The organism is Rhodococcoides corynebacterioides NBRC 14404 (assembly GCF_001894765.1).
GTDB lineage: Bacteria > Actinomycetota > Actinomycetes > Mycobacteriales > Mycobacteriaceae > Rhodococcoides > Rhodococcoides corynebacterioides.
In genome coordinates this window covers 133,825-159,873 of record NZ_BCWV01000003.1, presented here as the reverse complement: position 1 = coordinate 159,873, position 26,049 = coordinate 133,825, and the positions used below count along the sequence as shown (strand labels likewise).

Sequence of the window (26,049 nt, the reverse complement as noted above, 5' to 3'; positions counted from 1 at the left end):
GTGGGTCAGCCGTAGATCTCGGAGACTTCCTTGGCGTGCGATTCGAGAATGACGTTGCGCTTCAGCTTCATCGTCGGGGTGAGTTCACCGGATTCGATGGTGAAGTCGCCGGGCAGGATCGTGTACTTCTTGATCTGCTCGGCGTTGGACACCTTGGAATTGGCGGACGCGACGGCGGCGTCGATTTCCGCGACCAGGTCGCTGTTGGTGGTCAGCTCGGACGCCGGGGTCTCCTTGTCGAGCCCGTGCCGCTCCAACCACCCCGGCAGCGCCTCCGGGTCGAGGGTGATCAGCGCGCCGATGAAGGGCTTCGCGTCGCCCACCACGAGGCACTGGCTCACCAGCGGGTGCGAGCGGATGGCGTCCTCGAGACCGGCGGGGGCGACGTTCTTGCCGCCGGCCGTCACGATGATCTCCTTCTTGCGGCCGGTGATCGAGAGGAAGCCCTCGTCGTCCAGCGATCCGATGTCGCCGGTGTGGAACCAGCCGTCGCGGATGGACTCCTCGGTGGCCTTGTCGTTGTGCCAGTACCCGGAGAAGACCACCGGCCCCTGGACCAGCACCTCGCCGTCCTCCGCGATCTTCACGGCATGGCCCGCGAGGGGGCGACCCACCGAGCCGATGCGCTGCTTGTCGGTGGTGTTGACCGTGACGGCCGCACTGGTCTCGGTCAGGCCGTAGCCCTCGCGGACCGGAACACCGATGCCGCGGAAGAAGTGTCCGAGCCGGGCGCCGAGGGGACCGCCGCCGGACAGCGCGCTCTGGCACTTCCCGCCGAGAGCGGCGCGCAGCTTGGAGTAGACCAGCTTGTCGAAGAGCGCGTGCTTGAGCTTGAGCCCCAGACCGGCGCCGCCGGTGTCCTGCGCCGTGCTCCACTCGATGGCGACCTCGGCGGCCTGGTCGAAGATCTTGCCCTTGCCGCCGTCGTGCGCCTTCTGTTTGGCCGAGTTGTAGACCTTCTCGAACACGCGGGGCACCGAGAGGATGAAGTCCGGCTGGAACTCCGCGAACTGCTCCACCAGCGTCGTCGTGTCCGAGGTGTGGGCGACGGTGACCTTGGCCTCGAACGCACCGAAGGACACCGCGCGAGCGAACACGTGCGCCATCGGCAGGAACAGCAGCGTGCGCTTGCCCTCGGTCATCTGATCGTGGAGGGCCACCTGCGTCGCCGAGGTCTCGGCGTAGAAGTTGCCGTGGGTGAGCTGCACACCCTTCGGGCGACCCGTGGTTCCCGAGGTGTAGATGAGCGTCGCCGCGGAGGAGGCCGTGACCTGCTTGCGGCGAGCGTGCAGATCCTCGTCGGAGACCGACCGGCCGCGGGTGACCAACTCGTCCACCGCACCGCCGTCGATCACCAGCGTCTCGCGGAGCGCCTCCGCTTTCTCGGTGACCTCCTTGACCCGCTCGAGGTGATCGTTGGTCTCGACGATCAGCAGCTTCGTCGCCGAATCCTCGAGGATCCACGACGCCTGATCGGCCGCCGAGGTCTCGTAGATCGACACGGTGCAGGCGCCGGCGGTCCAGATCGCGTAGTCGAGGACGACCCACTCGTACCGGGTCGCGGACAGGATGGCGACGCGGTCGCCGAACTCGATGCCCGAGGCCATGAGGCCCTTCGCGGCAGCGGCGACCTCGTCCGCGAACTGCTTCGCGGTGACGTCGACGAACGCGGATCCGCTTCGACGCTGGAAGGGAACCCAGCTCGGGGTGTCCTGCGCGTACGTGAAGACGCTGTCCGCCATGGAGACGTCGTCGGGAACTTGATAGGACGCGGGGACGGAGTATTCGCGCACGGTCGTGATTACCTTCCAGTAGCACTCGATGTGCTGTGTATTGGATCACAGGTCGGGCCGAAGCGGGCGGTCTCCCCGGTATCCCGTTTGTCCGAATCGAATGAGTCGAGCGTCGGGTGGGAACCGCGGGGGCCGATCGGGACTAGACTCTGGTGCACATGAGCACTCCCGACGGTGAATCCACCGGCGATCGCCCGGCGTCGACCGCGTCCGAGCCCACCCCAGAGCCCACCCCAGAGGCACCCCGCGACGCGGCCCCCGAGCAGACCTTCGCCGATCTCGGCATCGACGATCGCGTCCTCGCGGCGCTCTCCGACGTGGGGTACGAGTCCCCGTCGCCCATTCAGGCGGCCACCATTCCGCCGTTGATGGCGGGCAAGGACGTCGTCGGACTCGCGCAGACGGGCACGGGCAAGACGGCGGCGTTCGCCGTTCCCATCCTCTCGCGTCTCGACGTCGCCAACCGTGTCCCGCAGGCACTCGTCCTCGCCCCGACGCGCGAGCTGGCGTTGCAGGTGGCCGAGGCCTTCGGCAAGTACGCCGCCAAGATCCCGGGCCTGCACATCCTGCCGATCTACGGCGGCCAGGCGTACGGCGTGCAGCTGTCGGGTCTGCGACGCGGTGCCCAGATCATCGTCGGCACCCCGGGCCGCGTCATCGACCACCTCGAGAAGGGCGCGCTGGACCTGTCGCACCTCGAGTACCTGGTGCTCGACGAGGCCGACGAGATGCTCAAGATGGGCTTCCAGGAGGACGTCGAGCGCATCCTCGCCGACACCCCGGAGTACAAGCAGGTCGCGCTGTTCTCGGCCACCATGCCGAGCTCGATCCGCAAGATGAGCAAGCAGTACATGCACGATCCGGTCGAGATCACGGTGAAGACCGCGACCTCCACCGCGCCGAACATCACGCAGCGGTACGTGCAGGTCGCTCACCAGCGCAAGCTCGACGCCCTCACGCGCATCTTCGAGGTCGAGGACTTCGAGGCGATGATCATTTTCGTCCGCACCAAGCAGGCCACGGAGGACCTCGCGGAGAAGCTGCGGGCCCGGGGTTTCTCGGCGGCCGCGATCAACGGCGACATCGTGCAGGCGCAGCGCGAGCGGACCATCGGCCAGCTCAAGAGCGGTGCCCTCGACGTTCTCGTCGCCACCGACGTCGCCGCGCGCGGACTCGACGTCGACCGCATCTCGCACGTCGTCAACTACGACATCCCGCACGACACCGAGTCGTACGTCCACCGCATCGGCCGCACCGGACGCGCCGGACGCGCCGGCCAGGCGCTGCTCTTCGTCGCGCCGCGCGAGCGTCATCTGCTCCGGGCGATCGAGAAGGCCACGCGCCAGCCGATCACCGAGATGCAGCTGCCGAGCGTCGACGACGTCAACGCGCAGCGCGTCGCCAAGTTCGCCGACTCGATCACCACGTCGCTGCAGTCGCCGTCGCTGCATTTGTTCCGCCGGCTGATCGAGGACTACGAACGCGAGCACGACGTGCCGTTGGCCGACATCGCCGCGGCGCTGGCCACGCAGTCCCGCGACGGCGAGGCGTTCCTCATGGCGCCCGAGCCGCCCCCGGCGCCGCGGGAGAAGCGTGAGCGCCCCGAGCGGACGTTCGACGATCGGAACGCGCCGCCCGTGCGCAAGTCGCGTCGGACCGACCAGGACATGGCGGTCTACCGGATCAGCGTCGGCAAGCGACACAAGGTGGTGCCGGGTGCGATCGTCGGCGCCATCGCCAACGAGGGCGGTCTGCGCCGCAGCGACTTCGGGCACATCAGCATCCGCCCCGACCACAGCCTGGTCGAACTGCCCGCCGACCTGGCGGACGAAACGCTGGAAGCGTTGCGCCGCACCAGGATCAGCGGACAGTTGATTCAGCTGCAGCGGGACACGGGGCCGCGCCGCCGCTGAACGGTGTCGGCGACGGCGCCGCCGCCGGCTCAGCGCGCGGTCGGGTGCGCTTCGGTGTCCACCCCCGGGACGGCGCGGCCGCGTAGCGACGCGCCCGCCGTCTCGGCGACGAACAGCAGGGCGATCAGCCCGACGACGCACGCGCCCATCATGTAGAACGCGGGCACCAGGTCGTTGCCCGTGCGTTCGACCAACCACTCGTTGGCGGCGGGTGCCGTGCCGCCGAAGAGAGACGTCGACACGTTGTAGGCGATGGCGAAGCCGGCGAACCGCACGTGGGTGGGGAACATCGCCGGGAACGTCGCCGAGATGGTCGACAGCTGCAGCACGTACAGCAGCCCCAGCACGGTGAACGCGACGATCGCCCAGGCGAAGTTCACCGCCATCAGCAGGTACATCGGGATGGCGAAGACGAACAGGCCCACCATCGAGACCAGCCAGAGGGGCTTGCGGCCGACCTTGTCGGAGAGCGACCCGGCGAACGGAATCACGGCCATCATGGCGAGCTGACCGATCACCACCAGGAACAACGACGACGTGCTGGTCAACCCGATGCGTTGTTCGAGGTAGGTCGGCATGTAGCTCAGCAGGGTGTAGTTGCAGACATTGAGCGCCACCACCAGACCCATGAGGGTGAGGATCGGCCGCCAGTACTGCGCGATCAGCTCGCGGAACTGCGTGCGCGTCTCGTGCTCGACCTCGTTCGACTGCTCGAGCTCGCGGAACACCGGGGTGTCCTCGAGCTTGGAGCGCATGTAGAGGCCGATCAGGGCCAGCGGGCCGGCGACGAAGAACGGCAGCCGCCAGCCCCACGTGTCCATGAACGCGTCGGTCGACGCGAGATCGACGGCGAGGACGACGAGGGCGCCCAGCGAGAACCCGCCGAGCGTGCCGAATTCGAGGAAGCTGCCGAAGAATCCGCGCTTGCGGTCGGGGGAGTACTCGGCCATGAACGTCGCCGCGCCGCCGTATTCGCCGCCGGTGGAGAAGCCCTGGATCATGCGCAGGATCACCAGCAGCACGGGCGCCCAGAAGCCGATCGAGTCGTAGCTCGGGATCACACCGATGAGGAACGTGGCGGTACCCATGAGCACGATCGTCAGGGCCAGGATGTGTTTGCGGCCGAGGCGGTCGCCCAGCGGGCCCCACACCAGCCCGCCGAGCGGGCGGACCAGGAAGGAGACCGCGAAGATGCCGAGGGTGAAGAGGGTGGCGGATTCGAGGTCCTCCGGGAAGAACGCCCGGGAGATGTAGGTGGCGGTGTAGGCGTAGACGCCGTAGTCGAACCACTCGGTGGCGTTGCCCATCGCCGAGGCGCCGATCGCGCGGCGCAGCACGCCGTCCGGTGGGTCGTGGGGAGCGCGGGGGTCGGCGGCACCGGCCGGTCGGTCGGGACTTCGGTCAGGGGTCGTATCCGGGGAAGTCACCCGTCGTGCCTACCCAACCGGGGTCGGAATCGTGGCATCGAGAGGGGCGGCGGCCACCTTCGTTACGCCATCGTGACCCGTGCGAACGACTGCCGGTGCTCTCACCTGCAGTGCGTCCGAACCGTGCCGATGTCGTCGCCTGCCTTGCCGGAATCCTCCGTCGCGGCGTCGGCGAACACGTACTCGGGCCCGTCACCGCCGGCGGCGCACCGGGACCGAATCGATCGTCCGCACCGTCCATCCCGCACCATCGGTCTCGACGACGGAGATGCCGGCGTTGGAGATGCGCGGCGGCGGGTGGCCGATGATCGTCTCGAGGATCGCGCGGATGACGCCGCCGTGCGCGACGGCGACCACCGACCGGCCGCGATGCTCCTCGGCGAGCAGGTCCAGTCGTCGGCGACCGCGTTCGGCCAGGTCTGCGCGGCTCTCCCCGCCGGGGTAACGGCCGTCGGGCCAGTAGGCCCACGCCTCGTAGCCGGTGAGTCCCTCGGCGTGGCCGAACCGACGTTCGACCAGGTCGTCGTGGTCCGCCGAACGGGAAAGCCCGACGACGTGGCCGATGATGTCCGCCGTCTCCGCCGCGCGCACCAGCGGCGAACTCACCAGGACGTCCCACGACCCGGCGGAGAGCGTGATGCCCGCGTCGCGGGCCTGGCGGCGGCCCTCGTCGTTCAGCGGGATGTCCGACGAGCCCTGCAAGCGGCCCTCGAGGTTCCAGTCGGTTTCGCCGTGGCGGACCAGGGCGACCGTGACGTGGTTCGAGGTCGAGTCGTAAGACGGGGTCTCGGGCATGGTCGGCCCAGCGTATCGGGGGCGGACGGGGTCACCGGAGGTGCGGGCCGCATGCCTGGTCACCGCCCCTTCGCCCCGGAGTTACCGGGGAGTACGGTGCAGAGCAGACGACATGCCGACTGTGAAAGGTCACTCATGAACCTGGCACTCACCGAGGACGAAGCCGCGTTCCGCGACGAGATGCGGAACTTCTTCCGGACCGAGATCCCGGCCGACATCCGCGAGCGGAACGCCGCCGGCGAGGAACTGTCCCGCGAGGACATGGTCACCACGCTGCAGATCCTCAACAAGCACGGGATGGCCAGCCCGCACTGGCCGCTCGAGTGGGGCGGCAAGGACTGGACCCCCATGCAGCACCACATCTGGCTCGACGAGCTGCAGCTCGCGTCGGTGCCGGAGCCGCTGGCCTTCAACATCTCGATGGTCGGGCCGGTGATCGCGACGTTCGGCAGCGAGGAGCAGAAGCAGAAGTTCCTGCCGCCGACGCAGAACCTGGACATCTGGTGGTGCCAGGGATTCTCCGAGCCGGAAGCCGGGTCGGACCTCGCCTCGCTGCGCACCGTCGCCATCCGCGACGGCGACGAGTACGTCATCAACGGGCAGAAGACGTGGACCACGCTCGGGCAGTACGCCGACTGGATCTTCGTGCTCGCGCGCACCAACCCCGATGCGCCGAAGAAGCAGGCCGGCATCTCCTTCATCCTGGTGGATCTGAAGACCCCCGGCATCACCGTGCGCCCCATCAAGCTCATCGACGGTGGCCACGAGGTCAACGAGGTGTGGTTCGAGAACGTGCGCGTGCCCGCCGAGAACCTCGTCGGCGAGGAGAACGCGGGCTGGACCTACGCCAAGTTCCTGCTCAGCAACGAGCGCACCGGCATCACCCGGCTCGGCTTCACCAAGACCAAGCTGGCTCGCGCCAAGGAACTCGCCGCGCAGACCGCCGTCGGTGACGGCACCCTGCTCGACGATCCGGTCTTCGCCGCACGGTTCGCGGAGATCGAGAACCAGGTTCTCGCCCTGGAACTGACGCAGCTGCGCATCGTGTCGAGCTACGTCGAGGGCAAGGAGAACCCGGCGTCGTCCGTGCTCAAGTTGCGCGGCAGCGAGCTGCAGCAGCTCGCCACCGAGATCCTCACGGACGTCGCGGGACCGGACTCGCTGCCCTTCGAGGCGGGCGAGGACATTCCGACGCCGGTGTGGGCGCAGCGCGCCACTCCGACGTACCTGAACTTCCGCAAGACCTCCATCTACGGCGGCTCGAACGAGGTGCAGCGCACCATCATCGCCTCCGGCATCCTCGGCCTCTAGACCTCACGCAGGAGAACGTCACATGCAATTCGAACTGGACGACGAGCAGAAGTTGTTGCGGGACACCGTCCGTGAGGTCCTGAGCCGCAGCTACGACAACGAGAAGCGCAAGGCCGCCGTGGAGAGCGAGCGCGGCTGGACCGAGTCGGTCTGGAAGCAGTTCGCCGAACTCGGCCTGCTCGGGTTGAGCTTCGCCGAGGAGGACGGCGGCATGGGCGCCGGTCCCGTGGAGACCTTCGCGGTGATGACCGAGATCGGTCGGCGCCTCGCCCCCGAGCCGCTGCTCGACGGCGTGTTGATCCCCGGTGGTCTGATCTCCGAGGTCGGCTCCGCGGAGCAGCGTCAGCGGATCCTGCCCTCGGTCGCCGAGGGGCAGACGCTGTTGGCCTTCGCTCACACCGAACCCGGTCGCCGGTGGCCCGCGGCCGAGGTGTCCACCACGGCGAGCGAGTCGGGTGGCTCGTTCACCGTCTCGGGCACCAAGAACCCCGTGCTGCACGGCAACTCGGCGAACCACCTCGTCGTCAGTGCGGCACTGCCGTCCGGCGGCGTGGGGCTGTTCCTCGTCGACGCCGACGCCGACGGGGTCGCGCGCACGCCGTACCGCACGCACGACGGACTGCGCGGCGCCTCGATCGTGTTCACCGACGCCGCGGCCGAGCCGCTCGGTGACGGCGGGGACGCCACCGCCGCGATCGTCGCCTCGAACGTCCGCGCACAGGCCGCGCTCGCAGCCGAGGCGTTGGGTGCGATGGAGGAGTCGCTGCGCCTGACCACCGAGTACCTCAAGCAGCGCAAGCAGTTCGGTGTCCCGCTGTCGAAGTTCCAGGCTCTGACGTTCCGCGCGGCGGACATGTACGTCCAGCTGGAACTGGCCCGCAGCATGGCGCTCTACGCCACCATGTCGCTGGCCGACGGCACCGCGGACCCCGTCGTGGCCTCCCGCGCGAAGCTGCAGATCGGGCGGTCCGCCCGGCAGATCGGCCAGGAGTCCATCCAGCTGCACGGCGGAATCGGCGTGACCGACGAATACCCTGTCGGGCACTACTTCTCGCGTCTGACCGCCATCGAGCACACTCTCGGTGGGGTCGACGACCACCTCCGGGTCATCACCGGCGTGGTCAAGGACCACGAGATGCTCGGGGTGTCCTGACACCTGCGCCACGACGTCGGCCGGCGATCCCCACGGGGGTCGCCGGCCGCTCGTGCGTTCGGGGCGTGTCGCGTCAGTCGCGCGTGAACCGGCCGTCGACGCGACGCACGATGCCGTCGGGATTGCCGTCGGCGATCGCGCTCGGCAGCAGATCCGCGGGCACGTTCTGGTAGGCGACGGGGCGCAGGAACCGGTCCATCGCTCGGGCGCCCACGGACGTCGAGCGGCCGTCCGACGTCGCCGGATACGGGCCGCCGTGCACCATCGCGTGGCCGACCTCGACGCCCGTCGGCCACCCGTCGAACAGGATGCGACCGGCCGTGCGTTCGAGAATGCCGAGCAACCGCCCGGCCGTCGGCCGGTCGCGGTCGTCGGCATGGACGGTGGCCGTCAGCTGACCCTCCAGCGCGCGGGCCACCCGCTCGGTCTCGGTCGCATCGGCGCACCGCACCACCAGGGCCGACGCGCCGAACACCTCGTCGTGCAGCGTCGGGTCCGAGAGAAAGGTGCCGGCGTCGACGGTGAACAGCGCCGCGCGTCCGGCGTTCGGCGCGTCGGTCTCCGGGCCGCGGGCGATCTCGGTGGCGACCGTCGTCAGGGCCTCCACGCCGACGGCGTAGTTTCGTGCGATGGCCGGCGTCAGCATCGGGGCCGGCTCGGTGGCCGCGATCGCGTCGGCCGCGGCGGCGAGGAAGGCGTCGAGCCCGGGCCCGTTCTCGGCCACGATCAGCCCCGGGTTGGTGCAGAACTGCCCGACCCCGAGGGTGAGCGAGTCCACGAAGGCGCGGCCGAGCTCCGCCCCTCGTGCTGCGAGGGCGCCCGGGAGCAGGAACACGGGGTTGACCGCGCTCATCTCCGCGTAGACCGGGATCGGGACCCTGCGTCCGGCCGCCGCGCGCATCAGAGCCGTTCCGGCGGAACGTGATCCGGTGAAGCCGACGGCGGCGATACGCGGATCCGTGACCAGCGCTGTGCCGAGCCCGGGGCCGTCGCCGTAGAGCAGGGAGAACACGCCCGGAGGCATGCCGGTCGCGTCCGCGGCGGCGACGACGGCGCGGGCGACGTATTCCGACGTGCCCGGGTGGGCGTCGTGCGCCTTGACGACGACCGGACATCCGGCGGCGAGTGCGGACGCGGTGTCGCCGCCGGCCACCGAGAACGCGAGCGGAAAGTTGCTCGACCCGAACACCGCCACGGGGCCGAGCGGAACGGCTCGCCGGCGGATGTCGGGTCGGGGGAGCGGAGTGCGATGGGGCAGAGCCGGATCGAGATGGGCGTCGGCCCAGCTGCCCTCGCGCACCACGTCGGCGAACAGTCGGAGTTGCCCGGTGGTGCGGCTCAGCTCGCCGGTGAGGCGCACGACGGGCAGGCCCGACTCGGCGGCCGCCCGGTCGATCAGCGTCTCGCCGAGCGCCTCGAGGTGCTCGGCGAGGGCCTCCAGGAACCGTGCGCGACGATCCGTCGGGGTGGCGCGAACGAGGTCGACGGCGTCCTCCGCGGCCGCGCAGGCATCGGCGACGTCGGCCGCGCCGCCGTAGCGGTAGGCGGGGGACAACGTCTCGCCCGTGGCGGGGTTGCGTCCGTGGACGGACTCGCCGGCGCCGCGTCGGGTCGCGCCGGCGACGGTCATCACGCCGGCCAGGGGCGCGGTCAGGGCATCGGCGTCCACGGTCAGCGACGGTGTCGCGCGGTGACGCGCAGGGCGAGCGTGCCCACCAGCACCACCGCGGCCGCGAGGGCCGCCGTCCATCCGACCACCGTGTCGACGTTCTCCCCGGCCAGTCGCCCCTGCGCCACCCACGCCAGTCCCCAGGACAGCGACAGGGCCTGGGCGATCCGGCCGCCCGACACGCGGGCGAGGAACAGTCCGACGAGCGCGGCGACGACGAGGACGACGACGGCCCACAGGGTGGCGCCTCCCGTCCAGCCGATCGACGCGAGCCACGCACTGGCGTTGGCGACGGTCGCGATGGTCACCCAGCCGAGGTAGAGGCCGAACGTCCCGTCGGTCACCACGGTGTCGACGGCGGTCGCCGCGGTGGAGGTTCGCTCGACGGGATGCCGGATCAGCAGTGCGAACACCACGGCGAGGGAGGCGAGGAGGGCGACGATGACCACCACGCTGAGGAACACCTGGCCCCACTGCACCACCAGGATCCACGCGGCGTTGAGGAGCATCGTCGCGGCGATCGGGCGGCGCAGGATTCGCTGCCGCGCCGACCGTTGCTGCGCGGGGAGTGCCTGCCACACGGCGTAGGCGAGCAGGCCGAGGTAGATCACGGACCAGATCGAGAAGGCCGGACCGGCCGGAGCGACGAGCGTCGCCGTCGCGCTCAAGGCGCCGTCCGCGGCCTCGGCGATCGGGGTGCCGATCACGGCGCCGGAGCCGAGGAAGCCGCCGACGACGGCGACGAGGGCGCTGACGATCACGAGGATCACACCGGGGCGGTCGGGCGTGGTCGCGGATCGTCCGGGCCGGGTGGTCTGCGTGGTCATCGAGTGTCTCCGGTGTTCGTGCGGCGGGTGGCCCGAGGGTTCCCGCCGGGGGCTGTCGGAAAACCGGCGGGGCGTGTGAGTCCGCGGCTCCTCGGGCATTCCGAACGGGGAGCATGCGCGCCCGCGCATGCAGGACGGAGTCAGCGGTGGACCACAGAGGTGTCCTGATCGACGGATTCGAGCGGGTGAAGGAGACGGTGCACGCCACCCTCGACGGGCTGAGCGACGAGGCCATGACCGCGCGGCTGGACCCCGAGGCCAACACCATCGCCTGGCTGATCTGGCATCTGGCGCGCGTGCAGGACGATCACGTCGCCGGTGTCGCGGGATCCGAGCAGGTGTACACCTCGGCCGGCTTCGCATCCCGGTTCGGCCTACCCTTCGACGACGGCGACATCGGCTACGGCCAGTCGAGCGACGACGTCGCCGAGGTCACCCCGCCCGCCGCACTGCTGCTGGAGTACGTCGACGCGGTGCACGACCGCACGGCGCAGTACCTGGGCGGTGTGTCCGCCGAGGATCTCGACCGCGTCGTCGACGAGAACTGGGACCCGCCCGTGACCCTCGCGGTGCGCCTGGTGAGCGTCCTGTCCGACGATCTGCAGCACGTCGGGCAGGCGGCCTACGTGCGCGGGGTCCTGGAACGCCGGTAGCCGGGCCGCTGTCGGTGGGCCGTGCGAGGGTGTGCCCTCGCGGCCCGGGTGGGCCGCCCGCCCCACCACGAAGGGACCCTCCTCATGACCTCCTGGCCCGCGTCCTGGCCACCCGCTGCCCACGATCTCGCGGACGCCGTGCTGCGTCTGACCGAGGCGACGGCCTGCGACGCCGACGACGTCGAGCCCGCGATCGCCGCGTTGGTGGCCTTGCCCGTGCGGGTCGAGGACGTCGTTGCCGGGATGTTGCGGCTGCTGCTCGAGGCGGCGTTCGCGGACGGGGTGGACTCGGACGGCGTCTCGGCCCTGGTCCGGCAGGTGGCGCACCGGAGCCCGGCGCTCGACCCGACGGACGTCGTCGCCGTGGTGCTCGGGACGTTGGGCGTGCACCCGGAGCCGGAGCGTCGCGACGTCGACGTCGACGTCCAGGATCCGGGCAGCCAGGATCCCGACGATGTGCCGGCCCCCGTCACGGTCGACCGCATGGCGCCGGACATCGCCCTGCGCGTCGGGTCCGCGGTCGCGGTCGTGCTGGCCGAGCGGGTCGGTACTCCACTCGCGCCGGTGATCACCGCCGTGCTGAGCGACGTCGCGGCTGCCGAGTCGGTGGAGTGGGCCTGACCGCACAGGTCACGTGAGCCGTGCAGGTCGGGCGGACGCCGTCAGATGGAGGCGATGTCGACGAGCACCTTGCCGGTGGCGCCGTTCTCCACGGCGGCGTGGGCGTCGGCGGTGCGGTCCAGCGGGTAGCGGTGAAGCGGCAGACCGTGCTCCTCGCCGACCGGGAGTGCACCCGCTGCAACGGCATTCGCGACGTCGTGCTTCGCCGCCTCGAGGGCCGCGGTGCCGACGGTGTAGAGCAGCACGAACTGGTAGCGCAGGTTGCCGACCATGCTGGGACGGATGTCCAGGGTGACGGCGTCGCCGCCGTTGTTCGCGTAGATCGCGATCGACGCTCGTGGTGCCGCGACGGCCACGTTCAGTTCGGCGTTCTGGGCGGGTGCGACCTCGACGATCAGATCGACCCCGTCCGGCGCGATCTCGCGGATGCGGCTCGCGGCGTCGTCGGTGCGGTAGTTCACCACGTGGTGTGCGCCGGCGGCGGTGGCCAACTCGCCCTTCTCGGGTCCGCTGACGGTGGTGATCACGGTGCCGCCCGCCCAGCGCGCCAGCTGGATCGCGGCGTGGCCGACGGCACCGGCGCCGCCGGCGACCAGCACGGTCTTTCCGGACAGGGCGCCGGGGTGCAGCCGGTCGGGGCCGTCCTCGGCGACGGTCAGCGCCCGGTGGGCGGTGACGGCCGGGACGCCGAGCGAGGCACCGAGGTCGAAGGAGGCGTCGTCGGGGAGGCGGACCACCCGATCGGACGGGACCACGGTGTACTCGGCGGCGGTTCCGGTGGGGCGCTCGTGCTGGGCGAGCAGGAGCCAGACGCGGTCACCGACGCCGAGGCCGGCCACCTCGGGCCCCACGGCGTCGACGACGCCGGCGCCGTCCTGGCCGGGAACCACCTCGTCGAACGCGGGCTTCTGTCCGGGCCCAGCACCGGTGCGGGACTTCCAGTCCGTCGGGTTGACCCCGGCGACGGCGAGGCGCACGCGCACCTCGCCGGCACCGGGGTCGGCGACCGGGCGGTCGACGGCGGTCAGGACGGAGGGGTCACCGGTTTCGGTGTAGACGATTGCCTTCATGTTCGGTCCCAACCACCGTGACCCGGGTCTGTGTTCCTGGCGGCCGGATCAGCGGGTCGGTCGGACCGTCTCGTGGCGGACGAGGAGCAGACCGAGCACGGCGTACCCGGAGATCAGCTGAGCGGAGGCGACCCACAGGCCCGCGTCGCGCACGATCAGAACCACCGGGATCGAGGTGACGAACCAGGACTGCGCCCACAGCGTCGTCCACCGGATGCTGCCGGTCCAGCGGCCCGCGATCGCCACGCGGACGCCGATGCCGACCATCGTCGCCACGGACAGCGGCCAGCAGAGGTCGAACGCCATCCACACGGGGGTGCCGTGCAGCAACCAGAAGGCGTCCAGCAGCGTCGAGACCACCGCGCCGGCGAGAAAGACGGACTGCAGGCGGTACACGCCGCGGGCGAGGGGTCCCTCGCCCCATGGCGGCGGTCCGGTACTGCAGCAGCAGGAGTCGGGCGATGCCGGCCTGGAACAGCAGGGCGGTGGCGCCGCCGAGCAGCGACTGCCACCCGAAACCCTCGTGCTCGCCGGCGATCGCCATGCCGACGGCCCAGGCGACGGTGCCGACGGCCAGCAGGGCGCCGGTGCTGCGCACGGTCGACGCGGGCGCGGTGTCCGGGCGCGTCGTGACGAGACGGGTGGGGCCGGTGGTGCGGGACGGAGCGGTCATGGTCGTGTCCTTCGAGTCGGCAGAGCATCGGGTGGGACCGGTCGGGGAGATCCGGTGCTGGGCGTACGGTGCCGTGGCCTCCCGGGAAACCACTGGGAACCGACGTGCGGCGAATCCACGAGTTCACTTGACCGCGGGGCGTCCGTGCCCTGAACTTGCTTGCGTGCCCGTGACCCGCCGCCGCTTCCTCGAGTCCACCGCCGTCGCCGCCGGAGTGGGGGCCGCGTCCGTGCTCACCGCCCGCGCCGCGGCGGCCGATCCGGCCGGGGTCTTCCGGCACGGGGTGGCCTCCGGCGATCCGCTGCCCGACGCGGTGATCCTCTGGACCCGCGTGACCCCGATGCCGGACGCGCTGCCGGGCTCCGGCCGGGGACCGGCCGTCGTCGTCTCCTGGGTCGTCGCGCGCGACGCCGGCCTGACGGACGTGGTGCGCTCGGGGTCCGTCACGACGTCCGCCGACGCCGACCACACCGTGAAGGTCGACGTCTCGGGTCTGGCGCCCGCGACGTCGTACCACTACGGCTTCACCGCGGCCGGGCAGACCTCGCCGACGGGGACGACGCGCACGGCGCCGGCGACGTCCGCCGAGGTCGCCCGCCTGCGCTTCGGTGTGGTGTCGTGCTCGAACTGGGAGTCGGGCTACTTCGGCGCGTACCGCCACCTCGCGGCCCGCTCCGATCTCGACGCGATCGTGCATCTCGGCGACTACATCTACGAGTACGAGACCGGCGGCTTCGAAGGCAAGAACGGGGTGGTGCGCGTCCACGACCCGGTGCACGAGATCGTCACCCTCGCCGATTATCGAATCCGCCACGGCCAGTACAAGACCGACCCCGATCTGCAGGCCGCGCATCTCGGCGTGCCGTGGATCTGCACGTGGGACGACCACGAGTCGGCGAACGACGCGTACGACACCGGCGCGCAGAACCACCAGCCGGCCACGGAAGGCGACTGGGCCACCCGCAAGGCGAATTCCGTTCGGGCGTACTACGAATGGATGCCCGTGCGCGCGGCCGGAACGCCGGACAACCGCCACCTCTACCGCCGCCTGCGCTTCGGCACGCTCATGGAACTGTCGATGCTGGATCTGCGCACCTACCGGTCACAGCAGGTGCTGCCGTTCCAGGGCGCCGCGGTGGATTCGCCGAACCGCACCATCACCGGCGCCGGGCAGATGGCCTGGCTCACCGACTCCCTCGTGACCTCCTCGACGCAGTGGCGCGTCATCGGCAACCCGGTGATGATCACCCCCACGCTGATCCCACCGCTCGAGCCGGAGACCACCCGCGCCGTCACGCAACTGCTCGGCCTCCCGGCCGGCGGGGTGTCCTACAACGCCGACCCGTGGGACGGCTACACCGCCGACCGGGCACGCCTGCTCGACGCGCTGCGGACGAACGGCGTGGACAACACCGTCTTCGTCACCGGTGACATCCACTCGTCCTGGGCATGCGACATCCCGGTCGACGCCGCGAACTACCCCGGTGCGGGGACCGTGGCGACGGAACTGGTGGTCACCTCCGTGACGTCGGCCAACATCGACGATTTCCTGCGAGTGCCGGAACACACTGTCGGCCGCGTCGCCGAGGGCGCGTTCCGCGGACTGAACCACCACGTGAAGTACGTCGACCTCGACACCCACGGGTTCGGGGTCCTCGAGGTCACGCCCGCGGCGGTGCAGATGGACCACTGGTACCTGGTCGACAAGGAGGACCCGAACACCGCCGCCTACGTCGGAGCGGGCTACCGGGTGCCCAGCGGAACGCAGGCCGTGTCGCCGGCCGCACCGTTGGGCTGAACGCCGGCCGGTATTCTGGGCGTCCGTGGCGACCCCCAAGATCGTGCTGTTCTACGTGTTCACGCCGCTGCCGGACCCGGAGGCGATCCGGCTGTGGCAGCTCGCGCTGGCGTCGTCGCACGGTCTGACGGGGCGCATCGTGATCTCCCCGCACGGCATCAACGCCACCGTCGGGGGAGACGTACGGGCGGTCAAGCGTTACGTGCGCGGAACCCGGGAGTACCCCCCGTTCGCCGGTGCCGACGTCAAGTGGTCCGACGGGCACGGCGACGACTTCCCGAAGCTGAGCGTCAAGGTCCGGCCCGAGATCGTCACGTTCGGCGTGCCCGATCGCGTACGGGTCACCGCGGACGGGGTGGTCGGCGGCGGGACGCCGCTCACGCCCGACGAGGTCCACGCGTTGGTCGCCGAGCGCGGCGACGACGTCGTGTTCTTCGACGGCCGCAACGCCTTCGAGGCGGCCGTCGGCCGATTCGACGGTGCGGTGGTGCCGGACGTGGAGACGACGCGCGATTTCGTCGCCCAACTCGACGCCGGGGTCTACGACCATCTGCGGTCGACCCCCGTCGTCACGTACTGCACGGGCGGGGTGCGGTGCGAGGTGCTCTCGGCCCTCATGCGCGAGCGCGGATTCGAGGAGGTCTACCAGCTCGACGGCGGCATCGTGCGCTACGGCGAGAGATTCGGTGACGACGGGCTGTGGCGGGGATCGCTCTTCGTGTTCGACGAGCGGCGGACGGTTGCGTTCTCGCCGGACCCGGCGGTCATCGGAACCTGTTCGGGCTGCGGCCATCCGACGTCACGGTACGTCGACCTCGACGACGGGAGCGGGCGCTCCCTGACGTTGCGCTGCACCGAGTGCGCCCCGGCGTGACGCCGCTCCCGTTCCGCGACGGCCTGCCGCCGTTGCGGATTCGGTTGCCGCACGGGGCGCACCCGCCCACCACGCTCGACTACCTCGCCGCCCTCGAGCCACCCGAACCGTGGGCCGACCGCATGGTGGCGGGCGAGGTGGTGGACGAGCGGGGCCGCCCCTGGACGCCCGAGACCGACTATCGCCCCGGCGCATTCGTGTGGTTCCACCGCACCCCGGCGCCCGAGGTGCCGGTGCCGTTCGAGCTCGAGATCCTCCACCGCGACGAGGCGATCGTCGTGGTGGACAAGCCGCACTTCCTCGCGACCATCCCGCGGGGGCGGCACGTCACCGAGACGGCGACGGTGCGGCTGCGGCGGTTGTTGGACGACCCCGACCTCACGCCCGCGCACCGGCTGGACCGGGCGACGGCCGGGGTGCTGCTCTTCACCACCGCACCGCGCTTCCGACGCGCGTACCAGGACCTCTTCGTCCCCGGCGGCGGCGCCGTCAAGGAGTACGAGGCGCTCGCGGGGTACGACCCCGCGCTGGAGTTCCCCCGCACCGTGCGGTCGCGCATCCTCAAGGAGCACGGGGTGATGACGGCCGTCGAGGTGCCGGGCGAGCCGAACAGCGAAACCCTGATCGACCTGCTCGATCGGCGCGGCGAGCACGCTCGCTACCGGCTGCGCCCACGGACCGGGCGCACCCACCAGCTCCGAATCCACCTGTCGTCGTTGGGCATCCCCATCGTGGGCGATCCCTTCTACCCGGAGTTCGTCTCCGTGCCCGCGGACGACTTCTCGACGCCGTTGCAACTCGTCGCGCGCCGGCTGGAGTTCGACGATCCGCTCACCGGGGTGCGGCGGGAGTTCGTCAGCCGGCGTCCGCCGACCGGTGGTCCATGAGTCCGTTCGGGTCCGCGAGGTGGACGTCGCGCCCGTCGCGCCGCAGTCGCTCGATCAACTCGGTCAGCAGGCGAATCGCCGCCCCGTTGATCGCGCGGGCCGGCTCGAGGTCGAACGTGACGGGGTCGCCGTCGTCGGTGCCGTCGTCGAGCACCCGGCTCATGATGTTCTCGGCGCCGGCGAACCGGATGTCGCCCTGCAGTTCGTAGGTGGTGCCGTCGCCGTCGGTGCGCGTCGCGCGCACGGCCGAGTGTCCGGACGGGGCGATGTCCATCATGTGCAGATCCATGTCGCGCGAGAGGCGTTCGAAGACGCGCACTCCGCGGATGCTGTTGCCGCGGTCGTCGAGACCGGGTGAGTGCACGGCGATGCCGAGTTGCCCCGGCAGCACCCCGATGACGGCTCCGGACACCCCGCTCTTCGCGGGAATCCCGACGGTGGCGATCCAGTCGCCGGTGCCGTCGTACATCCCGCACGTCGTCATCGTCGAGAGCACCTGGCGCATCACGGCACTCGACGCGACGCGGTCCCCGCTGTCGGGATGCACCCCGCCGTTGGCCATGGTGGCCGCGAGAACCGCGAGGTCGACACTCGTCACGTCGATGCTGCACTGCCGGGCGTACCCCTCGACCACCTCGTGCGGGTCGCACGCCAGCACACCCACCGACGCGAGCATGTGCGCCAACGCGAGATTGCGGTGCGCCCCCGCCATCTCGTCGTCGACGACGCTCTCGTCGACGGCGAGCTCCCGCCCGACGAAGGCCGAGTGCAACGCGAGGATCCGGTCGGCGCGCTCGGTCGCATCGGCTCCGTGGACCAGCGAGTGTGCGGCGATGGCACCGGCGTTGATCATCGCGTTGCGTGGTCGGCCCGTCTCGGCCTCGAGCGAGATCTCGTTGAAGGCGTCGCCGGACGGCTCGACGTCGATCTTCTCGTGGACCGCGTCCAGGCCGTGGTCGTCCAGAGCCAGGGCGTAGGTCAGCGCCTTCGAGATGGACTGGATGGGGAAGGACACCTCGGTGTCGCCCGCGCCGTACCGCGTGCCCTCGACGGTGACGACGGCGACGGACAGCGGCGAGTCGTCGTCCCCCGTGCAGGACGCGACGACGTCCTCCAGGTAGTCGGTGATCGGACTTCTCACGCGTCGTGCTCGATCCGGGCTCGACGGCGGACGTCGTCCGGCGAGACCTCGTGCAGCGCATCGAGATACGCGACGGCGAAACTGCCGGGTGACGACGCCCGCTCGGCGGCGACGTCGGCCGCCACCGTGACGTGGGTGTGGGCCGCGGCGACGGCGAGCCCGACGTCGGGCACCGCCGCGCAGTAGGCCGCCACCAGCGCCCCGAGCGAGCAGCCGGTGCCGGTGACGCGGGTGAGCAGGACGGAACCGCCGGTGATTCGGGTGGTTCCGGACGCGGAGACGACGTGGTCCACGGCACCCGAGGCCGACACGGCCCCTGCCCACTCCAGCAGGCCGAGGGCCGCGGGGACGGCGTCGGCCGGATCGTCGGAGGAGTCCACGCCCCGTCCTCTCCCGCCGGATCCACCGTCGCCGGTGAGGCCGCTGAGCCCGATGATCTCGGACGCGTTGCCGCGCACGGCCGCCGGTCGGTACTGCAGCAGCTCCGCCGCGAGAGCGCCACGCCAGGGCAGACCGCCCGCACCGATGGGATCGAGCACCCACGGGGTGCCCGCCTCCCGCGCACCGCGGGCGGTCGCGTGATAGACGTCGGCCGTGTCGTGCGGGGTGCCGAGATTGATCAGGACGGCGTCGGCGACACCGGCGAAAAGTGCTGCCTCGTCCCGATTGTCGACCATCGCGGCGCTCGCCCCGGCGGCCAGCAGCACGTTCGCGGTGAATCCGGCGGTGACGTAGTTGGTGACGGCGTGCACCAGGGGAGCGCGGTCGCGCAGCGCGGTGAGAGCGTCGGCCAGGGTCTCGGCGGTGATCGAAGCGGGACTCATGACCCCGGTGTACCCGACACCGAGTTGCTCACGCGAGGCGGCCGAATCGCCACCACCGGGCTCCATGCGGTAGCCTCGTCGGTAGCTGAATGGTCGTAGTTTTTGTGTGTTCGTGTATCCGCACGCTCGCTGGGAACTTGTCGTTGCGAGCGTGGTCGTAACCCAGGAGCCTCACCCGAGGTTCTCGGAGTCTCGCCCCGCTTGAAGAGCCGGCCCGGGCATCGCACAGTGCGGTACCCGATGTACGTCAGCTGTAGGGAGCTCATCATGACTCAGGGAACCGTCAAGTGGTTCAACGCCGAAAAGGGCTTCGGCTTCATCGCTCAGGAAGACGGCCCGGACGTGTTCGTCCACTTCTCCGAGATCCAGGGCTCCGGCTTCAAGAGCCTCGACGAGAACCAGCGCGTCGAGTTCGAGGTCACCACCGGACCCAAGGGCCCGCAGGCCAGCAGCGTTCGCGCTCTCTGATCTGTCGTCACCCCGACGGGGTCGTCCACCGCAGTGCGGTGGCCGGCCCCGTCGGTCTTTTTCGGGCAGGTGCGCGGCGGACGTCGGTGGCTCGGGTTAATGTTCCTTCACAGCCTCCCGGCGCGGGCACATCCCGGCGTCGGCTCCCCGTCCGAAACGGAGTACTCCCGTGCCGAAGACCCTGTCCACTCGCTCCGCCCGCTCGTGGGCGCCCGCACTGGCCGGAGTGTCCGCACTCTCGCTGCTCGCCGCCGCCTGTGGCGCGGCCCCGGAGGAGAACGGCGACGGCGGATCCGCCTCGGGCGACTTCAAGCCCTGCATGGTGTCGGACTCCGGCGGCTTCGACGACCGCTCGTTCAATCAGCTGAGCTTCGAGGGCCTGCAGAAGGCCAGTGACGACGCCGGGCTCGAGCCCATCACGGTGCAGTCCAACTCGCCCACCGACTACACCCCCAACATCAACAACCTCGTCGACCAGGGCTGCGGCCTGATCGTCACGGTCGGCTTCGCGCTCGCCGACGCGACCAAGCAGGCCGCGGAGCAGAACCCGGACGTGAACTTCGCCATCGTCGACGACAACTCGATCGAGCTGGACAACGTCAAGCCCCTGACCTACGACATGGCGCAGTCCGCGTTCCTCGCCGGGTACGCCGCGGCCAGCTTCAGCACCACGGGTGTCGTCGGCACCTTCGGTGGCTCGCAGTTCCCCACGGTCACCATCTTCATGGACGGCTTCGCCGACGGCGTCCGGTACTTCAACGAGCAGAAGAACCGCGACGTGCGAGTCATCGGCTGGGACGTCGCCGCGCAGAACGGCTCGTTCACCGGCGGATTCGAGGCCAACGAGGTCGCCAAGAACACCGCGCAGGGTCTCATCGACCAGAACGCCGACGTGATCTTCCCCGTCGGTGGTCCGATCTATCAGTCGGCCGCACAGGCCATCCGCGACACCAACCGGCCCGTCGCCCTGATTGGCGCGGACGCCGACGTCTACGTCTCCGATCCCACGGTCGCCGATCTGGTGCTGACCTCGGTCACCAAGGGACTGGCCACCAGTACCGAAGAGGTCGTCACCACCGCGGCCGACGGCTCGTTCGACAACACCCCCTACGTCGGCACCCTCGAGAACGAGGGCGTGGGCATCGCGCCGTTCCACGACTTCGAGTCGCGGGTCGATCCGGCGCTGCAGGGTGAGCTCGACGCCATCCGCGCGGGCATCGTCGACGGGTCCATCGAGGTCGTCTCGCCCTCGTCGCCCAACTGACCCACCGCTCCATGACGTCTCAGCAGCCGCCCACGCTCGAACTTCGCGGTATCACCAAACGATTCGGGTCGCTGGTGGCCAACGACTCCATCGATCTCACCGTGGAGGCGGGGCAGATCCACTGTCTCCTCGGGGAGAACGGGGCCGGCAAGTCGACCCTGATGAACGTCCTCTCCGGCCTCTACCGGGCCGAGGAGGGTGAGATCCTGCTCGACGGTGTCCCGCAGGCCTTCGCCGGACCGGGTGCCGCGATGACCGCCGGCATCGGCATGGTGCACCAGCACTTCATGCTCATCCCGGTCTTCAGCGTCGCCGAGAACATCGTGCTGGGGAACGAGAAGACGTCCGTCGGCGGTCGGCTCGACCTCGACGCCGCGCGAGCCCTGGTGCGCGAGGTGTCCGGCCGGTTCGGCTTCGACGTCGATCCGGACGCGATCGTCGGCGATCTGCCGGTCGGGGTGCAGCAGCGCGTCGAGATCATCAAGGCGCTCTCCCGGGACGCGGACATCCTCGTCTTCGACGAGCCCACGGCCGTCCTGACACCGCAGGAGACCGACGAGCTGATGGTCATCATGCGGCAGCTCGCGGACGCGGGCACCGCCATCGTGTTCATCACCCACAAGCTGCGCGAGGTGCGCGCGGTCGCGGACCGCATCACCGTGATCCGGCTCGGCAAGGTGGTCGGCGAGGCGCAACCCACCGCCACCGACGCCGAGTTGGCGTCGTTGATGGTCGGCCGTGACGTGCAGTTGCGAGTCGGCAAGCAGGACGGGCTGTTCGGTGATCCGGCGCTGGTGGTGCGCGACCTCACCGTGCTCGGACCCACGGGCCCGGTCGTCGACGCGGTGTCCTTCGAGGTCCGCTCCGGTGAGATCCTCGCCATCGCGGGCGTCCAGGGCAACGGTCAGACCGAGCTCACCGAGGCGCTGCTCGGCCTGCGTCCCCCGGTCACCGGCAGCGTCGAACTCGACGGGCGCGAGCTGGTCGGACGATCGGTGCGCGAGGTGCTCGACGCCGGCGTCGGGTTCGTCCCGGAGGATCGCTCGCACGACGGCCTGGTCGCCGAGTTCTCGGTGGCGGAGAACCTCATGCTCGATCGGTCCCACGGGGAACCGTTCACCCGTCGGGGCGGCGTCGTGCGGTCGTTCCTGCGTCGATTCGCCACCGAGAAGGTGGCGGAGTTCGACGTCCGGACGCCCGACGTCGACACGCCCGTCGGTCGCCTGTCCGGCGGCAACCAGCAGAAGGTGGTGCTGGCGCGCGAACTCGGCCGCGAGTTGCGCCTGCTCATCGCCTCGCAGCCGACGCGCGGCATCGACGTCGGCTCCATCGAGTTCGTGCACAAGCGCATCGTCGCGACGCGCGACGCGGGCACGCCCGTCGTCGTGGTGTCGTCCGAACTCGACGAGGTCGCGGCGCTCGCCGACCGCATCGCCGTGATGTATCGAGGGAGGATCGTCGGCATCGTGCCGGGCGACGCCTCCCGTGAGGAGTTGGGAATTCTCATGGCCGGTGGACCCGCCGACGCTGCTGCCGTGGCCGGTGGAACGGCCGATACTGCCCGAGCAGGTCGAGGGGAGACGTCGGCGTGACCGCCACCGACACCGCTCCCACCGGCTCGACGCCGCCCGCGGCCACCGAGACCGAATCGGTGCTGCGCCGCATCGCGACCGGCAGCGTGCTGCTCTCGTTCCTGTCCGTCGTCATGGCGCTGGTGGTCGGGGCGGTGCTCATCGCCGTCACCGATCCCGAGGTCCGCACCGCGTCGGGCTACTTCTTCTCCCGGCCGACCGACACCCTGTCGGCCATCTGGGATGCGGTGTTCGGCGCCTACTCCTCGCTGTTCCAGGGCAGCGTCTACAACTTCCGCCGTCCGCGGTTCGTCGACGGCATCCGACCGCTGACCGAGACCCTCACCTTCGCGACGCCGCTCATCGCGGCGGGTCTCGGTGTGGCGCTGGCATTCCGGGTCGGCATGTTCAACATCGGTGGACGCGGCCAGATGCTGATCGCTGCTGCGTGCGCCGGGTACGTGGGCTTCACCTACGACCTGCCGCCGGTGGTCCACCTGATCGCCGCGATCGTCGCGGGCGTGGTGGGCGGCGCGCTGTGGGGCGGCATCGCCGGTCTCCTCCGCGCCCGCACCGGCGCACACGAGGTGATCGTCACGATCATGCTCAACTACGTCGCGTTCTACCTCATCTCGTACCTGCTGCGGACGCCCGGAGCCCTGCAGGCGCCGGGGTCGAACAACCCGAAGACGCCCGCCATGGCCGACACCGCGGTCCTGCCCTCGCTGTTCGGATCGCGGTACTCGCTGCACTGGGGCTTCGTGCTGGTCGTGGTCGTCACGGCGGCGGTGTGGTGGCTCATGGAGCGCTCCGCCGTCGGCTACCGGTTCCGGGTGGTCGGCGAGAACGCCGCGGCCGCGCGCGTCGCCGGGATCAGAGTCGAGCGCACCTACGTGTGGGCCATGGTGCTGTCGGGTGCGCTCGTCGGACTCGCCGGCGTCGCGCAGGTGCTCGGCACGGTGACCACCGGCTTCACCGCGGACATCGACGCCGGCATCGGGTTCGACGCGATCACCGTGGCGTTGCTCGGACGCTCCCGCCCGTGGGGTGTGTTCGCCGCGGGCATCCTGTTCGGCGCGTTCAAGGCGGGCGGCTTCGCCATGCAGGCCGCCGAGTCCATCCCGGTCGACATCGTCCTGGTGGTGCAGTCGGTGATCGTGCTGTTCATCGCCGCTCCGCCCCTGGTGCGGGCCATCTTCCGATTACCCGACTCCCGAACGAAGGCGGCAGCCAGATGAGCACGGTCGTCGCCGAGCGCGCCCCCGAGGTGCGGCCGGGTGTGTCGTGGAAGCTGCCGATCGTCTTCGGCGTCGTCTCCGTGCTCGCCCTCGTCGTGTTCGGCCTACGGGGAGACAGCGGTACCAGCACCTTCCGCCTCGCCTCCGACGGTGACGTCGTGGCCCTGCCGGACGTCGGGGTGCCCGCCCGGGCCACGTGCGTCGTCCTCGTCGTGGTGCTGTTCGCCCTGACGGCCCTCGCCGCGGCGCTGACACGAGCCGGTCGTCACACCCCGCTCGCGGTCACGGTCCTCTTCGCCGTCGCCTTCGTCCTCACCTTCCTCACGTGGTCCGCGGCCGGGGAGACCATCCCGGTGCCGGGCCTGCTCCTCGGCACCGTCGCCCTCAGCACACCCCTCATCTTCGGCGCGCTCGGCGGCGTGATCTCCGAGCGCGTCGGCGTCGTCAACATCGCGATCGAGGGCCAGCTGCTCGGGGGCGCGTTCGTCAGCGCCGTCGTCGCGTCGGTCACCGGATCCGCCTACCTCGGCCTGGCGTCGGCCCTCATCGCCGGAGCGCTGGTCGGCAGCGTGCTGGCGGTGTTCGCCATCCGGTACTTCGTCGACCAGATCATCGTGGGCGTGGTGCTCAACGTCCTGGTCGTCGGCCTCACCAGCTTCCTGTACTCGAAGGTTTTGGTGCCCAGCGGCGCCACGCTGAACTCCCCGCCTCGATTCCCCCGGCTCGAGGTCCCGGTTCTGTCCCAGATTCCCGTGCTGGGCCCGCTGCTGTTCCGTCAGACCGTCATCGAGTACGTCATGTTCGTCGCCGTGATCGCGGTCTTCGTCGGACTGTTCAAGACCCGCTGGGGTCTGCGGCTGCGCGCCGTGGGCGAACACCCGCGGGCCGCGGATTCGGTGGGGATCGACGTGCGCCGCACCCGGTTCTGGAACGTCTGCCTCGCCGGTGCGATCGCGGGCCTGGGCGGGGCGTACTTCACGCTCGGCTCGGTCGGAGCGTTCGGCAAGGAGATGACCGCCGGCGCCGGCTACATCGCCCTCGCCGCCGTCATCTTCGGGCGATGGGATCCGGTGCGCGCGACCCTCGCGGCACTGCTCTTCGGCTTCGCGTCCAACCTGCAGAACGTGCTCGGCATCATCGGCTCGCCCGTGCCCAGCGAGTTCATGCTGATGCTGCCGTACGTGGTCACCATCCTCGCCGTCGCCGGGTTGGTGGGGAAGGTGCGCGGGCCGGCAGCCGCGGGCAAGCCCTACCGCTAGTCGCTCGATCTTCGTGGTCGCTCCCGCACGATGTTCGTGGTCGCTCCCGCACGATGTTTGTGGTCGCCTGCGCTCCGGGCATCCCGAGCGCTGGTAGGAGCGGGGCCTCGCACCCCGCTCGACGCGCACTCGAAGGGAACACCATGTCTCGCATCGCCATCGTCGGCGGCCACGGAAAGATCGCGCTGAAGCTCGCGAAGCTGCTCACCGAGAGCGGCCACGAGGTGTCGTCGCTGATCCGCAACCCCGACCAGACGCCGGACATCGAGAAGGTCGGTGCCACCGCCGTCGTCGCGGACGTCGAGAACCAGACCACCGTGCAGATCGCCGGCACCATCGCCGATCACGACGCCGTCGTCTTCGCCGCCGGAGCAGGCGGCGGCAACCCGGACCGCACCTACGCCGTCGACCGCGATGCCGCCATCCGCACCGTCGACGCCGCCCAGTCGGCCGGGGTGTCCCGGTTCCTGCTGGTGTCCTACTTCGGCGCCGGACCCGACCACGGTGTGGAACCGGACAACTCGTTCTACGCGTACGCCGAGGCCAAGGCGGAGGCGGACCAGCACCTGAAGAACAGCGACCTCGACTGGACCATCGTCGCCCCGTCGAGCCTGACCGACGACGCCGGCACCGGCTCCATCCGCACCAAGGAGCAGGGCGCGACAGGGGAGACCGTCAGCCGCGACGACGTCGCCGCCGTGCTCGCCGCCGCGCTGGACACGCCGTCGACGTCACGTCGCATGATCGAGTTCGACCAGGGCGACACCCCGATCGCCGACGCGCTGGCCTGACGCCGAGCGTGCGCCGCAGGCGTGTCCCT

At 70.4% G+C, this 26,049-nt stretch carries 23 protein-coding genes; 14 read left to right on the top strand and 9 right to left on the bottom strand.

What is annotated here, in order from left to right:
• Positions 1-5: 5 nt before the first annotated feature.
• Entirely contained in the window at positions 6-1,793 is a 1,788-nt protein-coding gene (locus tag RC2_RS06220) for an AMP-dependent synthetase/ligase (protein WP_068150105.1), read from the bottom strand.
• Positions 1,794-1,951: 158 nt separating this feature from the next.
• Between RC2_RS06220 and RC2_RS06215 the strand changes: the two genes are divergently transcribed.
• On the top strand, positions 1,952-3,706 hold the full coding sequence (locus tag RC2_RS06215) for a DEAD/DEAH box helicase (protein ID WP_068150102.1): 1,755 nt from the start codon (positions 1,952-1,954) through the stop codon (positions 3,704-3,706).
• A 29-nt stretch (positions 3,707-3,735) separates the two neighbouring features.
• Here RC2_RS06215 and RC2_RS06210 read toward each other — a convergent pair whose 3' ends face one another.
• The gene (locus tag RC2_RS06210; protein WP_082895608.1) at positions 3,736-5,013 is read right to left on the bottom strand and encodes an MFS transporter; all 1,278 of its coding nucleotides are present in this window, start codon (positions 5,011-5,013) and stop codon (positions 3,736-3,738) included.
• A gap of 312 nt (positions 5,014-5,325) precedes the next feature.
• Positions 5,326-5,928, bottom strand: a complete 603-nt coding sequence (locus RC2_RS06205) for a histidine phosphatase family protein (protein ID WP_068150097.1) — start codon at positions 5,926-5,928, stop codon at positions 5,326-5,328.
• Between the two features lie 135 nt (positions 5,929-6,063).
• Here RC2_RS06205 and RC2_RS06200 point away from each other — a divergent pair, with 135 nt between their 5' ends.
• Positions 6,064-7,239, top strand: a complete 1,176-nt coding sequence (locus RC2_RS06200) for an acyl-CoA dehydrogenase family protein (RefSeq protein ID WP_068150095.1) — start codon at positions 6,064-6,066, stop codon at positions 7,237-7,239.
• A gap of 22 nt (positions 7,240-7,261) precedes the next feature.
• The gene (locus RC2_RS06195) at positions 7,262-8,392 is read left to right on the top strand and encodes an acyl-CoA dehydrogenase family protein (protein WP_068150093.1); all 1,131 of its coding nucleotides are present in this window, start codon (positions 7,262-7,264) and stop codon (positions 8,390-8,392) included.
• A 73-nt stretch (positions 8,393-8,465) separates the two neighbouring features.
• On the opposite strand, the gene RC2_RS06190 is transcribed toward RC2_RS06195, so the two are convergent.
• Both RC2_RS06190 and RC2_RS06185 read right to left on the bottom strand, forming a co-directional pair.
• Positions 8,466-10,022: an aldehyde dehydrogenase (NADP(+)) gene (locus RC2_RS06190; protein ID WP_068150152.1), complete on the bottom strand. Its 1,557-nt coding sequence runs from the start codon at positions 10,020-10,022 to the stop codon at positions 8,466-8,468.
• Positions 10,023-10,063: 41 nt separating this feature from the next.
• Positions 10,064-10,888 (bottom strand): TspO/MBR family protein, encoded by an 825-nt coding sequence (locus RC2_RS06185; RefSeq protein WP_068150091.1) that lies wholly within the window; start codon positions 10,886-10,888, stop codon positions 10,064-10,066.
• A gap of 146 nt (positions 10,889-11,034) precedes the next feature.
• Here RC2_RS06185 and RC2_RS06180 point away from each other — a divergent pair, with 146 nt between their 5' ends.
• Both RC2_RS06180 and RC2_RS06175 read left to right on the top strand, forming a co-directional pair.
• Positions 11,035-11,541 carry a mycothiol transferase gene (locus RC2_RS06180; protein ID WP_174552302.1) on the top strand — a complete coding sequence of 169 codons (507 nt, stop codon included), beginning with the start codon at positions 11,035-11,037 and terminating at the stop codon, positions 11,539-11,541.
• A gap of 84 nt (positions 11,542-11,625) precedes the next feature.
• On the top strand, positions 11,626-12,162 hold the full coding sequence (locus tag RC2_RS06175) for a hypothetical protein (protein ID WP_068150086.1): 537 nt from the start codon (positions 11,626-11,628) through the stop codon (positions 12,160-12,162).
• Positions 12,163-12,203: 41 nt separating this feature from the next.
• On the opposite strand, the gene RC2_RS06170 is transcribed toward RC2_RS06175, so the two are convergent.
• Together RC2_RS06170 and RC2_RS18400 are read right to left on the bottom strand one after the other, a co-directional pair.
• Positions 12,204-13,232: an NADPH:quinone reductase gene (locus RC2_RS06170; RefSeq protein WP_068150080.1), complete on the bottom strand. Its 1,029-nt coding sequence runs from the start codon at positions 13,230-13,232 to the stop codon at positions 12,204-12,206.
• Positions 13,233-13,280: 48 nt separating this feature from the next.
• Positions 13,281-13,628 carry a hypothetical protein gene (locus RC2_RS18400; protein ID WP_082895602.1) on the bottom strand — a complete coding sequence of 116 codons (348 nt, stop codon included), beginning with the start codon at positions 13,626-13,628 and terminating at the stop codon, positions 13,281-13,283.
• Positions 13,629-14,068: 440 nt separating this feature from the next.
• Between RC2_RS18400 and RC2_RS06160 the strand changes: the two genes are divergently transcribed.
• The 3 genes from RC2_RS06160 to RC2_RS06150 are packed head-to-tail and all read left to right on the top strand — an operon-like array spanning position 14,069 to position 17,464.
• Positions 14,069-15,703 carry an alkaline phosphatase D family protein gene (locus tag RC2_RS06160; protein WP_068150077.1) on the top strand — a complete coding sequence of 545 codons (1,635 nt, stop codon included), beginning with the start codon at positions 14,069-14,071 and terminating at the stop codon, positions 15,701-15,703.
• A 25-nt stretch (positions 15,704-15,728) separates the two neighbouring features.
• A complete protein-coding gene (trhO, locus tag RC2_RS06155) occupies positions 15,729-16,577 on the top strand; it encodes an oxygen-dependent tRNA uridine(34) hydroxylase TrhO (RefSeq protein WP_068150075.1) in 849 nt (282 codons plus the stop codon).
• Entirely contained in the window at positions 16,574-17,464 is an 891-nt protein-coding gene (locus RC2_RS06150) for a pseudouridine synthase (RefSeq protein WP_068150149.1), read from the top strand. Before trhO ends, RC2_RS06150 begins: the two co-directional genes overlap by 4 nt.
• Here the strand turns inward: RC2_RS06150 and glsA are convergent.
• Both glsA and thiM read right to left on the bottom strand, forming a co-directional pair.
• Complete coding sequence (glsA, locus tag RC2_RS06145) at positions 17,433-18,605, bottom strand: glutaminase A (RefSeq protein ID WP_068150072.1); 1,173 nt, start codon at positions 18,603-18,605, stop codon at positions 17,433-17,435. The genes RC2_RS06150 and glsA overlap by 32 nt on opposite strands.
• Complete coding sequence (thiM, locus tag RC2_RS06140) at positions 18,602-19,429, bottom strand: hydroxyethylthiazole kinase (RefSeq protein ID WP_068150146.1); 828 nt, start codon at positions 19,427-19,429, stop codon at positions 18,602-18,604. Before thiM ends, glsA begins: the two co-directional genes overlap by 4 nt.
• Positions 19,430-19,696: 267 nt before the next feature.
• Here thiM and RC2_RS06135 point away from each other — a divergent pair, with 267 nt between their 5' ends.
• The 6 genes from RC2_RS06135 (at position 19,697) to RC2_RS06110 (ending at position 26,020) form a co-directional block, all read left to right on the top strand.
• Entirely contained in the window at positions 19,697-19,897 is a 201-nt protein-coding gene (locus RC2_RS06135) for a cold-shock protein (protein WP_068150067.1), read from the top strand.
• 169 nt (positions 19,898-20,066) lie between these two features.
• On the top strand, positions 20,067-21,161 hold the full coding sequence (locus tag RC2_RS06130) for a BMP family lipoprotein (RefSeq protein ID WP_139277300.1): 1,095 nt from the start codon (positions 20,067-20,069) through the stop codon (positions 21,159-21,161).
• Positions 21,162-21,172: 11 nt separating this feature from the next.
• Positions 21,173-22,753 carry an ABC transporter ATP-binding protein gene (locus RC2_RS06125; protein ID WP_068150064.1) on the top strand — a complete coding sequence of 527 codons (1,581 nt, stop codon included), beginning with the start codon at positions 21,173-21,175 and terminating at the stop codon, positions 22,751-22,753.
• Positions 22,750-23,970, top strand: coding sequence for an ABC transporter permease (locus RC2_RS06120; protein WP_245811000.1), 1,221 nt, complete (start codon positions 22,750-22,752; stop codon positions 23,968-23,970). Before RC2_RS06125 ends, RC2_RS06120 begins: the two co-directional genes overlap by 4 nt.
• Positions 23,967-25,229 (top strand): ABC transporter permease, encoded by a 1,263-nt coding sequence (locus tag RC2_RS06115; RefSeq protein WP_068150061.1) that lies wholly within the window; start codon positions 23,967-23,969, stop codon positions 25,227-25,229. The genes RC2_RS06120 and RC2_RS06115 overlap by 4 nt, the downstream gene beginning before the upstream one ends.
• Before the next feature lie 143 nt (positions 25,230-25,372).
• A complete protein-coding gene (locus RC2_RS06110; protein ID WP_068150057.1) occupies positions 25,373-26,020 on the top strand; it encodes an SDR family oxidoreductase in 648 nt (215 codons plus the stop codon).
• The last annotated feature ends 29 nt before the right edge of the window (positions 26,021-26,049 follow it).